This window comes from Rhodococcus sp. D-46 (assembly GCF_011290655.1).
Classification (GTDB): Bacteria; Actinomycetota; Actinomycetes; order Mycobacteriales; family Mycobacteriaceae; genus Rhodococcus_F; species Rhodococcus_F qingshengii.
Map to the genome: position 1 here is coordinate 467,347 of NZ_JAANTF010000001.1, position 14,331 is coordinate 481,677.

The window sequence follows — 14,331 nt, forward strand, 5'->3', positions numbered from 1 at the left end:
GCGCGTCAGCGACCAGGGAGCGGCCGCTCGGGAATCTGTGGCCGTGCCAACGGCTGCCGCACCCGACGCTTCGCGCCCGCGTAGACGTGAGCAGTCTCCTCGGCGACCTGATGCCAGTCGAAGTCCGATGTCAGGCGTGCGCGGGCGGCCACTGCCCGTTCCTGTGCCCCGGCGGGATCGTCGAGTACCTCGCGGACAGCCGAGGTGAGCCCGGCGATGTCGCCCGGTTGGAAGGACATCCCCGTCACCCCGTCGACGACGGCTTCGCCCAGTCCGCCTGCGGTGGACGTGATCAGCGGAGTGCCGGCCGCCGCCGCTTCGAGGGCGATGATTCCGAACGGCTCGTAGCGCGACGGCAGGACGATGGCGTCCGCTCCGTGCAGCCAGCTGAGCAGTTCCGTGTGATCGAGGTTGCCGAGAAAGTCCACCGCCCGCGCGACGCGATGCGTGCGTGCCTGTTGGTAGAGCCAGGTGAACTGGGTGCCTTCGCCCGCGATCGCGAGGGTCGTGCCGGGGTGGCTACGACGGATTCGGGGGAGTGCTGCGATGGCGTCCTGCACGCCCTTCTCGTATTCCAGGCGGCCGACGAAGAGGAGTTTCGGCGGTCCGGATCGCGGTCCACGTTCGCGAAAGTTCCACGTGGTCACGTCGATTCCGTTGCGGATGACGGTGATCGGCGGCAGCGTCGGGCCGTAGAGCTCGGTCACTTCTTCCTGCATGGACGCCGAACAAGTTATGAGAGAGTCGGATTCGTTTGCCAGCCACCACTCGACGGAGTGGACCTGGCGGTTGATGCGTCCGGAGATCCAGCCGCTGTGGCGACCCGCCTCGGTGGCGTGAAGTGTGGAAACCAGTGGGACATCATAGAATTCGGCCAGGGCGATCGCCGGATGTGCGACCAGCCAGTCGTGCGCGTGCACGACGTCGGGCTGCCAGCCCTCGCCCACTCCTGGCTTGTGCAGCGCCATCCCGGCACGGACCATCGCGTGACCCATCGCGAGGGTCCACGCGAGCATGTCCTCGCCGAAGACGAAGTGCGCGGGGTCCTCGGCCACTGCGACGACAAGGACGCCTTCGGAAATGTGCGTAATCGTCGGGTGCGTCGACGCATCCGTGCCGGAGGGGCGGCGCGAGAGAACCACGACCTCGTGGCCCGCGGCTGCCAATTCGGTGGCGAGATGGTGGACGTGTCGACCGAGCCCGCCGACGACGACCGGTGGGTACTCCCACGAGACGATGAGAATTTTCACGACGGACTCAGTTCTGTGTCAGGTAGACGGCGAGCATCCAGTCCCGGGAACAACCCGTCGGCGCGATTCCAGCCTTCGGCGAGTCGCTCGGCGACGGCATCGCGGCCGGAAACGAGCGCTTCGGAGATTTCCCTGGTCGCGTGGGCGTGCTTGTGTGCGCGTTCGCGGGCGTACCCCGCGGCCGAATCCTTGCTCACCATGAATGCCCAATCGCTCGAAACTGTCATCAGTGTCTCGCGAAGTACCTGATCGTTGACCCGGTTTCGCAGTTCCGGTCGGCCGGGTGCGTTGTCGCGTCCGCGAGACTTGTCCACGGTGGTGAGCGCGGTATCGACCACCTCGGAGTTCAGTTGCACCAGGTCGGACACCTGATCGCCGGCCCAGACACGCCAGTCCTTACCCGATCCCCAGGACGAATCCTCGAGTTGAACGGGTTCGCCGACGTATCCCGATGCCTTGGCGTCGGCGAGGGTGCCGACGCGAATTCCGGCCTCGGGAAGCGCGCGCAGGAGTTTTTCGAGCCACTGCGGACCCTCGTGCCACCAGTGCCCGAACAGTTCGGTGTCGAAAGCTGCGACCACCAGGGCGTCGCGGCCGATGCGGGTGGATTCACTGCGCAGACGCGCCCGAACGGTTTCGACGAAGTCGGCGACATGCTTGTCGACGGCGGCGGCGGCGAGTTCGGGGTCGTACGGCAACTTGTCGGCGGAGTCGACGGTCCGTCCGGTGACCCGCGACGGCTTGAGGCCCGTCTCGTGGTCGTAGGTGTGGAAGTCGCGGTAGGCGGCGTGTCCCGGATATCCGGATTTGGGGGACCAGACGCGGTAGCTGACCTGCAGGTCGCGGCCGAATGCAACCACGTCGGATTCTCGAACCGGGCGGCCGAGGGACGTGTCGCCGCGCAAGGCGGGGCCGTCGACCATGAAGTGGGTGACGCCCGCTTCGGCGTACCCGCGCTCCATGCCCGGGGTGTACCCGCACTCGGGTCCCCAGATCCCGGTCGGAGTGTGATTCCACCGGGCATGCGCGTCGGCGAGACCTTCGCGGAGGGAGAACGCCCGCAAGCGAGGATCGAGCAGCGGTTGGAACGGGTGGGCCAGCGGCCCGCCGAGAAGCTCGAAGGCCTCGCGATCGATGAGGTCGCGGAACACCGGTGAGGCGCCGTGCTGCCAGTGAGTCTCGAAATCTGCGAGAGCGGCAGCTGAGGCCCGGTGCTCGCGCGCGCCGAGTTCGCGGTGCGCCGCGTCCGGCATGCCGGCAGCCTCGTGGGCGCGGATTTGCCAGTTGCCGAGCCAGTGATGCATCCCGGCGAGGCAGTGGGGATCGTCCAACTGGGCCGCGAGCACCGGCGTGATTCCCAGCGTCAGCAGGTGCGATCGGCCCTCGTCGGCCAGGCGACGTAGCGCGGCGGCGAGCGGAATGTACGACGCAGCCCAGGACTGGTAGATCCATTCCTCGCCGACGGGCCATCTGCCGTGGTTGGCGAGCCACGGCAGATGGGAGTGCAGAACCAGGGCGAACATCCCCGGTTCGGTGACGGGTGTTGCGTTACTCACTCGCCGGATTCCTTCACGGCAATAGCGACGAGGTCGAGGCTGTCGTCGATGTCGGGTTCGCTGATGCTGAAGTCGTCGACGGTGATGCCCTCGACGTCGCGGGTGAGATCTTCCGGCCAGGGCTCGCCGGCCAACGCGCGGTCGATCTGCGCATTGATGAACGATCCGCCGTGCTTGGCGTCGAGTTCCTTCAGACGTGAACCGTGGTGGACGCCGGTCATCAACTGAACGCGGAATCCGGCGTCTTCGAGCAATTCGGTCATTTCGGAGGCGTTGAGCTCACGAGTGTGGAAAGGGTTGAGCGGCGTGTCGCGGCCGGGGGAGAAGGTGATCCGGTTGGGGGTGCTGATGAGAAGTTCACCGCCGGGAGCGAGAACTCGGAAGCATTCGCGTAGGAACTGACCCTGATCCCACAGGTGCTCGATCACCTGGAAATTGACGACGACGTCAACCGAGTTGTCGGCCAGTGGAAGCTCGGCGAGGTTGCCGTGGAGCATCTCGACGCGGGGGTAGCGGGCACGGACGTGCTCGACCGCGGAGATGTCGTAGTCGAGGCCGGTAACCTTTGTTGCGACGTCAGCAATCATGTTGGCGCCGTAGCCTTCTCCGGAACCGGCCTCGAGGACTCGGCGGTTCGTGCAGCGCTCCAGAAGTGCGCGGTACACCACTTCGTGGCGTCGGAACCAGTAGTTCTCCTCGGGGATTCCTGGCACGGTTCGTTCGCCCGTCAAGGGCAGGGGTGCGTCCTCGTGGTTGCTGACACTCGTTTCACTCACCCGTGCGAGATTAGTGCCATCCGAGTAGAACGTGTTCGCCGTGGTCCAGATCACTGCTGTCAATTCCTGTTCGTGCCGTTATGGTGGACGAGGTTCCACGTTAAGTTACCCACCGGTAACTTAACGTGGGGTAATCTAACGCACAGCCGACGTGAACCGAGAAATTCGCCCGTAGGGAGACCTGTCGGACTCTCTTTTCGGACGCTCGGACTGCGCGAGCACCACAGACGATTTATCAGGTGAATTACACACAGGAGGTCGACGAAGACCCATGACGAATATCGTTGTTTTGATCAAGCAGGTCCCCGACACATGGTCCGAGCGCAAGCTGACCGACGGCGACTACACGCTTGACCGTGAAGCCGCCGACGCAGTCCTCGACGAGATCAACGAGCGCTCCGTCGAAGAAGCACTCCTCATCAAGGAAGCTCAGGGCGGTGAGGTTACGGTGCTGTCCGCAGGTCCCGACCGCGCCACCGACGCTATCCGCAAGGCTCTCTCGATGGGCGCCGACAAGGCCGTCCACATCAACGACCCGGCACTGCACGGCTCCGACGCGATCCAGACCGCATGGACGCTCGCTGCTGCTCTCGGACAGATCACCTTCGAGAACGACGAGCCTGCCGACCTGATCATCGCCGGCAACGAGGCCACCGACGGCCGCGTCGGCGCTGTTCCGGCCATCATCGCCGAGTACCTGGGCATCCCGCAGCTCACGCAGCTGCGCAAGGTCGTCGTCGCCGACGGCAAGATCACCGGTGAGCGCGAGACCGACGAGGGCGTCTTCGGCCTCGAGGCTTCGCTGCCCGCGATCGTCTCGGTCACCGAGAAGATCAACGAGCCGCGCTTCCCGTCCTTCAAGGGCATCATGGCCGCGAAGAAGAAGGAAGTTCTCGTCTACACGCTGGCCGACCTCGGAGTCGACCCGGAGACCGTCGGAGTTGCCAACGCCGGCACCACCGTGACGTCCTCCACCCCCAAGCCCCCCCGTACCGCTGGTGAGCGCATCGTCGACGAGGGAGACGGTGGCACCAAGATTGCCGCGTACCTCGTCAGCAACAAGGTCATCTGATCGCGCCCTTCTAGACATCCAGCAGAAGAACTCAGGGAGAGTTAAGTCATGGCAGAAGTACTTGTGCTCGTAGAGCACGCAGAGGGTGCGCTGAAGAAGGTCAGCACCGAACTCATCACCGCTGCACGCGCACTCGGTGAGCCGTCGGCAGTTGTCGCCGGCCCCGCGGGCACCGCAGCAAAGCTCGCCGACGCTCTGGCAGCAGCCGGCGCCGAGAAGATCTACGTCGCCGAGTCCGACGACATCGACGGCTACCTGGTCACCCCCAAGGTCGACGTTCTCGCCGCTCTGGTCGAGTCCACCAGCCCGGCAGCAGTCATCACCGCAGCCGGCACCGAGGGCAAAGAGGTTGCCGGTCGTCTGGCCGCACGTCTGGGCTCCGGATTGCTGACCGACGTCATCGAGATCAAGGCTGACGGCACCGGCGTCCACTCCATCTTCGGTGGCGCGTTCACCGTCGAGGCCAAGGCCAACGGCGACGTTCCGGTCTACTCGGTTCGTCCGGGCGCAGTCGAGGCTGCTCCGCAGGCCGGCGCAGGCGAGCAGATCACCGTCGAGGTTCCGGCCCAGGACGAGAGTGCCGTCAAGGTCACCTCGCGTGAGCCCATTGTCGGCGGCGACCGCCCGGAGCTCACCGAGGCGTCGGTTGTCGTCTCCGGTGGACGTGGTGTCGGCAGCGCGGACAAGTTCTCCGTCGTCGAAGAGCTGGCCGACTCCCTCGGCGCTGCAGTCGGTGCTTCGCGTGCCGCTGTGGACTCGGGTTACTACCCCGGACAGTTCCAGGTCGGTCAGACCGGTAAGACGGTCTCGCCGCAGCTGTACATCGCGCTCGGCATTTCCGGTGCCATCCAGCACCGTGCCGGCATGCAGACGTCCAAGACCATCGTCGCGGTCAACAAGGACGAAGAGGCACCCATCTTCGAGATCGCCGACTTCGGCATCGTGGGCGACCTGTTCAACGTCGCACCGCAGCTCACCGAAGCTGTGAAGTCCCACAAGGGCTGAAAAGCACAAACTGCTGTGCGCCTTTATCAACCCCCGCGGTTGATAAAGGCGCACAGTGCTTTATTCACCCGGCCTGCATCGGCATGTCACTTCGTCGATACCGAGACGCCGTTCGCGCTCGATAAACCTTGCGCATGACAATTACGTCAGTCCTTCGCTCCGCGAGTGACAATCTCGGCCGTGAGGTCGCCCAGCCGAGATATTCCCTGATCGTCTCCTCCGACCGCGAGCATCGTGTCGCTGCGCAGCGCCTTCGATACCGAGTGTTCGCCTCCGAGCCAGGCTTCTCCCTCCCCGCTTCGGCCGGGGTGTTCGAACTCGACGCCGACGCCTTCGACGAATTCTGTGATCATCTACTCGTTCGTGACAACATCACCGAGGAGTACGTCGGCTGCTACCGAATGCTGCCGCCGGATTCCGCCGCGGCGGCGGGTGGGTATTACACCGCAACCGAATTCGACATCTCCGCGCTCGATCCGGTGTCGAACAGGATCGTCGAAATGGGTCGTGCGTGCGTCGATCCCGCGCACCGCACCGGATCCGTCCTGAGCCTGATGTGGTCGGGCATCCTGCACTATCTCGAATTGACCGGATACGAGTGGGTGATGGGCTGCGTCTCCGTGCCCGTCTTGCCGAGCCCCGATTCAATCGCCGGCGCCGATGTCCGCGGCGTCCGTGACTTCGTGATGAACAAGCACGCCAGTCCGGGGTCGCGGCGGGTGATCCCACGAAACCCGGTGGTCCTCGGGGGTCTGACGCTCGACGAGATCGCCGCACCGGAACGCGTGACGATGCCACCGTTGCTCCGTGGTTACTTGCGGATGGGCGCGATGATCTGCGGGGAACCTGCTCACGATCCCGAGTTCGGTGTGGCCGATTTTGTTGCGCTGCAGGGCCTTCACTCCGCCAACAAGCGCTATCTGGAACGGCTGCGATCGGCGGCCGCCGCACACGAGTCGGGGATCGGCTGATGACCGCGGCGGTGCCGTACTGGGTGCCGACGAGCCCCTGCGGCGACGGGTGCCTACCCGCGGACGCACCCGGTGTGTCGAGTATCACCGTGATGGCCCGCGGGGTCATGGTCGGTGCCGCACTGTTGACTGCGCCTGTGCTTTCGGCCGGCTGGCTGCTCCCGCGCACCTGGCGTACTGAGATGCAACGCGGATACTCGCGCGCGTTGCTTCGTTGTCTGGGGATGAAGCTGACGGTCGACGATCAGCGGTTGGGGCGCGCGGAACCTGACGGGGTCATGGTTGTCGCCGGTCACGTGTCCTGGACCGATGTCCTCGTCGCGAGCGCCGTTGCTCCGGCCAACTTCGTCGCCCGCGCCGACCTGCTCGACTGGGCAGTGCTCGGCGGTCTCGCGCGCCGGATGCGCGTCGTCCCCATCGACCGCGCTCGCCTGCGTGAACTCCCCGGAACCGTCGACGTCGTTCGCGAACGCCTGCAGCGAGGTGTCCGGGTGATGGTGTTCCCCGAGGGAACGACCTGGTGCGGGCGGGCGTACGGCGGTTTTCGTCCGGCGATGTTCCAAGCAGCCGTCGACGCCGAATGCCCGGTTCAGCCGATGGCGATCCGCTACGAGAACGCCGACGGTTCCCTGTGCACCGGACCCTGCTTTGTCGGCACCGAAACGATCGGTCAGTCCATCCGTCGGATCCTGCGTCAGAAGAACGTCGAGGTGAAGGTCAGGCTGGCTCCGCTCGAGGAGGCAGGGGAGTGTCGAGCCGATCTCGCGCAGCGATGCGAGAGAGCCGTACGCGGCGTCGACATCATCGATCTGGCAGCTCACGACATCTTCGACCCCGCACCGGAACTCGTGACACAAGCCGTGGGACAAATCGATCCTTCCCCGGCGATGAGCGCTTAGCCTGCTGAGCGAGGCTGGTCGAACTCTCGTGCTGGGCTATCCTTGTCAAGCCATGACTCTGCCTGCACACAGTGCCCACGCCGGATTTCCGGTGTACCTCGATCATGCCGCCACGACTCCGATGTCGGCAGCCGCTATCGAGGCGATGACCGATACCTTCAAAACCGTGGGTAACGCGTCCTCGCTGCACGGCTCCGGCCGTGCGGCCCGGCGCCGCGTCGAGGAATCGCGGGAATCGATCGCCGCCAGCCTGGGTGCGCGGCCGTCGGAGGTCATCTTCACCTCCGGAGGCACCGAGAGCGACAATCTCGCGGTCAAGGGCATCTACTGGGCTCGCCGTGACGCAGACCCGCGACGCACTCGCATCCTGGCCAGCTCCGTCGAGCATCATGCGGTGCTCGACGCCGTCGAGTGGCTCGAGCAGCACGAGGGCGCGCGCGTGACGTGGTTGCCGGTCGACGAGAACGGTGTCGTCGACCCGCAGACCTTGCGCGACGAGCTTTCCGTCCACGCCGACGAGGTAGCACTCGTGACGGTGATGTGGGCCAACAACGAGGTCGGCTCCATCATGCCGATCGTGGAGTTGGCGGAGATTTCGGCTGAGTTCGAGATTCCGATGCACAGCGACGCGGTTCAGGCCGTTGCGCAATTGCCGGTCGATTTCGCGGCGAGCAAGTTGTCCGCGCTGAGCATCGCGGCACACAAGTTCGGTGGTCCGCACGGCGTCGGCGCACTGCTGCTCGGACGCCAGGTTCCGTGTGTGCCGCTCCTCCACGGCGGCGGACACGAACGTGATCTGCGTTCGGGCACTCCGGATACTGCGGGCGTTGTCGGGATGGCTGCGGCGCTGCGCGCAAACGTCGAGAACTTCGATTCCAGCACAAGGGAATTGGCGCAGTTGCGTGACCGTTTGATCGACGGAGTCCTGGAGATTCTTCCCGAGTCGGTGCTCAACGGCCCGACCGGATCCGATCGGCTTCCCGGTAACGCGCACTTCACCTTCCCTGGCTGCGAGGGCGATTCGTTGCTGATGCTGCTCGACGCCGCCGGTATCGAATGTTCCACCGGTTCGGCCTGCACCGCCGGTGTGGCCAGAGCCAGCCATGTCTTGATCGCGATGGGCGTCGAATCGCCCGTCGCGCGTGGCTCACTGAGATTTTCGCTCGGACATACGTCGAGTGTCACCGATGTGGACGCGCTCATCGCTGCGCTTCCACAAGTAGTAGAGCGCGCTCGGGCCGCCGGTCTTGCCGGTGCCGGTTCGCGTGGAGGGGATCGCTGATGCGAGTACTCGCAGCCATGAGCGGAGGTGTCGACTCCGCTGTCGCCGCCGCCCGCGCTGTCGCCGCCGGACACGACGTCGTCGGCGTTCATCTTGCTTTGTCCACGGCGCCGGGCGCATTGCGGACGGGTTCGCGTGGATGCTGCTCGAAGGAAGATGCCGGCGACGCCAGGCGCGCCGCCGACGTTCTCGGAATACCCTTCTACGTCTGGGATTTCGCCGATCGCTTCAAGGAAGACGTGATCGACGACTTCGTGGCGTCGTACGCAGCGGGTGAGACCCCCAATCCGTGCCTGCGCTGCAACGAGAAGATCAAGTTCACCGCACTCGCCGACCGTGCAGTCGCTCTCGGCTTCGACGCCGTGGCGACCGGTCACTACGCGCGCCTCGAAGACGGCGTCCTGCGCCGGGCGGTCGACGCTGACAAGGACCAGTCGTACGTCCTCGGTGTGCTGACGGCTGAGCAGCTTTCGCGAGCGATGTTCCCGATCGGTGACACACCGAAAGAACAGATCCGCGAGGAAGCCGCCGAGCGCGGTCTGGCTGTGGCGAACAAGCCTGACAGCCATGACATCTGCTTCATCCCGACCGGCGATACCCGAGCATTCCTGGGTGCGCGCATCGGCGTTCGTCCGGGAAGCGTCGTCGACGCCGATTCGGGTGAAGTCCTCGCTGCGCACGACGGCGTACACGGCTTCACGATCGGACAGCGCAAGGGTCTCGGCGTCGAAGGTCCGGCGGGTGACGGCCGTCCGCGGTACGTGACCGCGATCGAGCCCGAAACCGGAACGGTCCGAGTGGGTTCGGCCAAGAATCTCGACGTCTGGGCCATCTCGGCGCAGCGTGCGATCTGGACCTCGGGCCAGGCGCCGGAGGGCCCCGTCGAATGCATGGTGCAGGTTCGTGCGCACGGTGGACTGGCGCAGGCCGTTGCGGAGGCCGTCGACGACGGTACTTCAAGCGGCGGTATCTCGATCTCGTTGCGCGAACCACTGACCGGCGTCGCAAAGGGACAGGCCGTCGTGTTGTATCGCCCCGACCGCGAACTGGGTGACCAGGTCCTCGGCAGTGGCACCATCTCGGGTACCGAATCCGAGCCGAACACACTGTGACGCAGCAGGTTTCCATCGGTGGTCTCGTCACTGGAATCGGGTCCTGGCCGGGCGCGGATGCCCGCGAAAGTGCCGCAACCATCCTCGGCGAGCTGGGTGGTTTCCCGCATCTGGTGGAGTTGCCGAGCCGCGGACTCGGCGCTGACATGGTCGGCCGGGCGGGGGCAATTCTGGTCGATATCAACCTCGACGCCTCGACCCGTGCCTATCGAGTCGTGCCTCGGAGGGGCAATGTCGCGAAGCGAGCCGAGGACTTTCTGAATCAGGATCTCGACGCGCTCGAGGAAGCCTGGGAGTCAGCGCGCTTGGTCGGCGAAGACCACGTCGTCAAGCTCCAAGTCGCCGGCCCGCTGACACTCGGCGCCGAGATCGAAGTCGCAAACGGTTCGCGAGTTCTCGTCGACCGCGGTGCGCTCCGCGACGTCGCAGAATCACTCGGTGAGGGTCTCGCGCGTCATGCGGCCGAGGTCACTCGCCGCACCGGCGCCGCAGTGGTGATTCAGTTGGACGAGCCGCAGATCGCGGCAGTTCTGGCCGGTTCGCTGCCTGGGCGCACCAAGATGGAGAGCGTTCCGGCACTGCCGGAACCCGAGGCACTCGCCGTACTCGACTCGACGATCAGCGGTTGCGGACTGCCCACAATCGTCCACAGTTGCGGCACAGACATGCCGTGGGATCTACTGAGGCGAAGCCAGGCGTTCGGCGTGAGCTTCGACATGTCGCTCATCGGCTCACGCGATCTCGACGGTATCGGCCAGTTGTTCGACGCCGGCAAGGAATTGGCGCTCGGTCTGGTTCCGTCCGTGGAGCCGGAAAAGCCGGTGACGTGGAAAGAGTGTGCGATGCCCGCCGTCACACTGGTAGATCGTCTCGGCTTCTCTCGTGAACTCCTGCAGACCCAGGTCGCGGTCACTCCGCGTTGCGGTCTTTCGGGTGCGAACCTCGACTGGGCTCGTGCCGCCCTTCGGCTGTGTACAGACGTCGGCAAGGCATTGGTGGACGATCCGTCGGCGTTCTAGTGTGTGCGTTCCGATGTGGAGTCGTGTGGTGTGTCGGTGTGAACCGATAATCTTCTAGCTGTGACTGAAACCGCGGATGCAATGCAGCCAGCGCCCAACGAGGCGCGCGAGCAGTGGACGGAGCTGGCCGAAGAGGTACGCCAGCATCAGTTCCGCTACTACGTTCGTGATGCGCCCGTCATTTCGGACGGTGCATTCGACACATTGCTCGGGCAGCTCAATGCTCTCGAAGAGCAGTACCCGGATCTGCGAACTCCCGACTCTCCGACGCAACTCGTCGGTGGCGGATTCGCGACGGACTTCACGTCCGTCGACCACCTCGAGCGGATGCTCAGCCTCGACAACGTCTTCGACGAGTCGGAGCTCCGAGCATGGATCGCCAAGGTAGAGCAGGAAACCGGGCCGGAACTGCACTATCTCTGTGAAGTGAAAATCGATGGTGTCGCCCTCAATCTCGTCTACGAGAACGGCAAACTCGTTCGTGCCGCAACCCGCGGTGACGGTCGTACGGGCGAGCTGGTCACGCTCAACGCTCTGACGATCAACGACATCCCGGAGCGCCTTACCGCCACGGACGAGTACCCGATTCCGAGCCTGCTCGAGGTGCGTGGCGAGGTGTTCTTCCGCCTCGAGGACTTCGCAGCACTCAATGCCTCCCTGGTGGAGGAGGGGAAGGCGCCGTTCGCCAATCCGCGCAACTCCGCGGCGGGCTCCCTGCGTCAGAAGAATCCTGCCGTCACCGCGCGTCGCCGCCTCGGAATGATCTGCCACGGGTTCGGGCGCATGGAAGGTTTCGAGCCGGCCTCGCAGTACGACGCCTACGTGGCCCTCGCCGCCTGGGGTCTGCCGGTGTCCACGCACACCTCACGGGTGGTCGGCGCCGACGCCGTGGTCGAGAAGATGAAGTACTGGGGAGAACACCGCCACGACGTCGAGCACGAGATCGACGGGTTGGTGGTCAAGGTCGACGAGATGTCGTTACATCGACGTCTGGGCACCACGTCGCGCGCACCACGGTGGGCTATCGCGTACAAGTACCCGCCGGAAGAGGTCACGACCAAGCTCCTCGACATCCGGGTCAGTGTCGGACGTACGGGTCGTGTGACGCCGTTCGCGTACATGGAACCCGTCACGGTGGCGGGTTCCACTGTGTCCTTGGCCACGCTGCACAACGGCTCGGAGGTCAAGCGCAAGGGTGTGCTGATCGGCGACACCGTGGTGTTGCGCAAGGCCGGAGACGTCATCCCCGAGGTTCTCGGTCCCGTGGCAGACGTTCGTGACGGTACCGAGCGCGAGTTCGTCATGCCGACACATTGTCCCGAGTGCGGCACGTCGTTGGCACCCGCGAAAGAGGGCGACGTCGACGTGCGATGCCCCAATCAGCAGTACTGCCCGGCGCAGTTGCGCGAGCGCGTGTTCCACGTCTCGGGGCGCGGTGCATTCGACATCGAGGTGCTCGGTTACGAGGCCGCGACCGGGCTGTTGGAGGCGAAGGTCATCGGCGACGAGGGCGATCTCTTCTCACTCGACGCCGAGAAACTGATCGAAGTTCCGATCTTCCGCACCAATGCGGGATCCCTGTCCGCCAACGGAAAACGCTTGCTGGCCAACCTGGATTCGGCCAAGGACAAGCCGCTGTGGAGAGTGCTTGTGGCACTGTCGATTCGGCACGTCGGCCCCACTGCCGCGAGGGCGTTGGCCGGCGAATTCGGCTCGCTGCAACGCATTCGGGAAGCCTCGGTCGACGAGTTGGCTGCAGTGGACGGCGTCGGATCGACTATCGCCGCCGCCGTCGTGGAGTGGTTCTCCGTCGACTGGCATCAGCAGATCGTCGACAAGTGGGCGTCGGCCGGAGTACGCATGGAGGACGAACGCGACAATTCGATTCCGCGCAATCTCGAGGGCCTCTCGATCGTCGTCACCGGTTCGCTCGAGACCTACTCACGTGATCAGGCGAAGGAAGCGATTCTGGTGCGCGGCGGCAAGGCGGCAGGGTCGGTCTCGAAGAAGACTGCGTTTGTCGTCGTCGGTGAAGCACCCGGTTCCAAGCACGACAAGGCGGTCGAATTGGGTGTGCCGGTGCTCGACGAAGACGGCTTTCGGCGGTTGCTCGAAGATGGCCCGGATGCGGTCGCTCCCACCGATTTGGACGAACCAGAGTGACTTTGTCCGATTTCTGAGATTGGTGTGCTGGGTGCGATAGTGACGCCATGATCGAGATTCGTGAAGTTCTACCGGCTGAGTTCGAGACCGTCGGGGAGCTGACTGTGCAGTCGTACGTGGGTGGCGGATTTGTCGCCGGCGGATCGCCGTACGCGGAGCGCCTGCGAGACACCGCAACTCGGGTGGAGCAGGGCCGGGTGCTGGTTGCGGTTCTCGGTGACGAAGTCGTGGGCTCGTTGACGATCGCAGAACCCGGCACGCCCTTCGCGGATGTTGCGCAGAAGGGCGAACTCGAGTTCCGCATGCTCGCAGTCTCGCCGCAAGCTCGGGGATCGGGCGCCGGAACCGCATTGGTTCGCGCAGTGATCGCCGAAGCCTACGACCGCGGCGATCACTCGGTGGTCATCTCGACGCAGCCCGAGATGGTCGATGCCCGTCGTATCTACGACCGCAACGGTTTCGTCCCCGATCCCGAGCGGGCGTGGGAGCCGATTCGCGGTATGGAACTGACCGTCATGGTTCGCGGCCTGGCCTGATCAGCCAGCCTGGTCAACCCAGTACCGTCGCCACGATTCCTGCGAGGTAGCCGAGGCGGGCTATCTCCGAAGGGCGGAATTCGGGCCCACCGGGACGACCGAGCATGAGGACTCGATTGCCGGAGCCGAGAGGTGCGGCAGCGAGGCTGGTGTTCATGTCGCGCCATACGTCCGGAACCCAGTCGGCCTCGCCGTCGAGGGCGGTGGGCTTGTCCAGTGGCATCCACGGAATGTCGGTGGCGTGGGTTTCCGGCGCGCCGGCGCTACCGACGACGCGGTACGCACCGTGCTTGCCGATGTCCGCGACGACGCACCAGCCGACTCGCAGTACACGCGGCGCGCCGTCGACGAGGACCTGTAGTCGATCGTTTCGGGCCGTCGCAACGGAATCTATGAGTTCGAGCTCACGGTGAGTGTCGAGAATCCCGGCGTAGGGGCGGATCGAATCGACCAGCACGTCCGGTAGATGCTCGGCAGCGGTGATCAAGGTGTCGGGCAGCGCGCCCGGTTCGACGTCGACCACGAGGTCGTCGATGGCAAAACCGTCACCTCGTTCCACGACGTCGAGGGAGAGGATGTCTGCGCCCACGGATCCGAGAGCTACGGCGAGCGCGCCGAGGCTGCCTGGTCGATCGGGCAGTTGGACGCGAAGCAGGTACGACACGTGCGTGCCTTTCGCTGATCGGTTCT

General features: G+C 65.0%; 13 protein-coding genes. 9 read left to right on the top strand and 4 right to left on the bottom strand.

Annotated features, from left to right (window positions below):
* Window positions 1-5 precede the first annotated feature (5 nt).
* The 3 genes from G9U53_RS02280 to G9U53_RS02290 are packed head-to-tail and all read right to left on the bottom strand — an operon-like array spanning window position 6 to window position 3,582.
* Window positions 6-1,250, bottom strand: coding sequence for a glycosyltransferase family 4 protein (locus G9U53_RS02280; protein ID WP_003944732.1), 1,245 nt, complete (start codon window positions 1,248-1,250; stop codon window positions 6-8).
* The gene (locus G9U53_RS02285; RefSeq protein WP_037125876.1) at window positions 1,247-2,773 is read right to left on the bottom strand and encodes a glycoside hydrolase family 57 protein; all 1,527 of its coding nucleotides are present in this window, start codon (window positions 2,771-2,773) and stop codon (window positions 1,247-1,249) included. Before G9U53_RS02285 ends, G9U53_RS02280 begins: the two co-directional genes overlap by 4 nt.
* Before the next feature lie 29 nt (window positions 2,774-2,802).
* Window positions 2,803-3,582: a class I SAM-dependent methyltransferase gene (locus G9U53_RS02290; RefSeq protein ID WP_051720803.1), complete on the bottom strand. Its 780-nt coding sequence runs from the start codon at window positions 3,580-3,582 to the stop codon at window positions 2,803-2,805.
* A gap of 271 nt (window positions 3,583-3,853) precedes the next feature.
* Between G9U53_RS02290 and G9U53_RS02295 the strand changes: the two genes are divergently transcribed.
* From G9U53_RS02295 to G9U53_RS02335, 9 genes are all read left to right on the top strand, one after another.
* Window positions 3,854-4,654: an electron transfer flavoprotein subunit beta/FixA family protein gene (locus G9U53_RS02295; protein ID WP_003944754.1), complete on the top strand. Its 801-nt coding sequence runs from the start codon at window positions 3,854-3,856 to the stop codon at window positions 4,652-4,654.
* Between the two features lie 48 nt (window positions 4,655-4,702).
* Window positions 4,703-5,659 (top strand): electron transfer flavoprotein subunit alpha/FixB family protein, encoded by a 957-nt coding sequence (locus G9U53_RS02300; RefSeq protein WP_003944698.1) that lies wholly within the window; start codon window positions 4,703-4,705, stop codon window positions 5,657-5,659.
* 134 nt (window positions 5,660-5,793) lie between these two features.
* On the top strand, window positions 5,794-6,630 hold the full coding sequence (locus G9U53_RS02305) for a GNAT family N-acyltransferase (RefSeq protein WP_064075199.1): 837 nt from the start codon (window positions 5,794-5,796) through the stop codon (window positions 6,628-6,630).
* On the top strand, window positions 6,630-7,529 hold the full coding sequence (locus G9U53_RS02310; RefSeq protein WP_007729400.1) for a lysophospholipid acyltransferase family protein: 900 nt from the start codon (window positions 6,630-6,632) through the stop codon (window positions 7,527-7,529). Before G9U53_RS02305 ends, G9U53_RS02310 begins: the two co-directional genes overlap by 1 nt.
* Window positions 7,530-7,581: 52 nt before the next feature.
* Window positions 7,582-8,811 carry a cysteine desulfurase family protein gene (locus tag G9U53_RS02315; RefSeq protein WP_019747909.1) on the top strand — a complete coding sequence of 410 codons (1,230 nt, stop codon included), beginning with the start codon at window positions 7,582-7,584 and terminating at the stop codon, window positions 8,809-8,811.
* Entirely contained in the window at window positions 8,811-9,923 is a 1,113-nt protein-coding gene (gene mnmA / locus G9U53_RS02320) for a tRNA 2-thiouridine(34) synthase MnmA (protein WP_042447455.1), read from the top strand. The genes G9U53_RS02315 and mnmA overlap by 1 nt, the downstream gene beginning before the upstream one ends.
* Window positions 9,920-10,942, top strand: coding sequence for a methionine synthase (locus G9U53_RS02325; RefSeq protein WP_165638285.1), 1,023 nt, complete (start codon window positions 9,920-9,922; stop codon window positions 10,940-10,942). The genes mnmA and G9U53_RS02325 overlap by 4 nt, the downstream gene beginning before the upstream one ends.
* Window positions 10,943-11,002: 60 nt before the next feature.
* A complete protein-coding gene (gene ligA, locus G9U53_RS02330; protein ID WP_165638286.1) occupies window positions 11,003-13,105 on the top strand; it encodes an NAD-dependent DNA ligase LigA in 2,103 nt (700 codons plus the stop codon).
* A 47-nt stretch (window positions 13,106-13,152) separates the two neighbouring features.
* Window positions 13,153-13,641: a GNAT family N-acetyltransferase gene (locus G9U53_RS02335; protein WP_003944764.1), complete on the top strand. Its 489-nt coding sequence runs from the start codon at window positions 13,153-13,155 to the stop codon at window positions 13,639-13,641.
* A gap of 13 nt (window positions 13,642-13,654) precedes the next feature.
* Here G9U53_RS02335 and G9U53_RS02340 read toward each other — a convergent pair whose 3' ends face one another.
* On the bottom strand, window positions 13,655-14,305 hold the full coding sequence (locus G9U53_RS02340; protein ID WP_003944719.1) for an amino acid-binding protein: 651 nt from the start codon (window positions 14,303-14,305) through the stop codon (window positions 13,655-13,657).
* Window positions 14,306-14,331 lie beyond the last annotated feature (26 nt).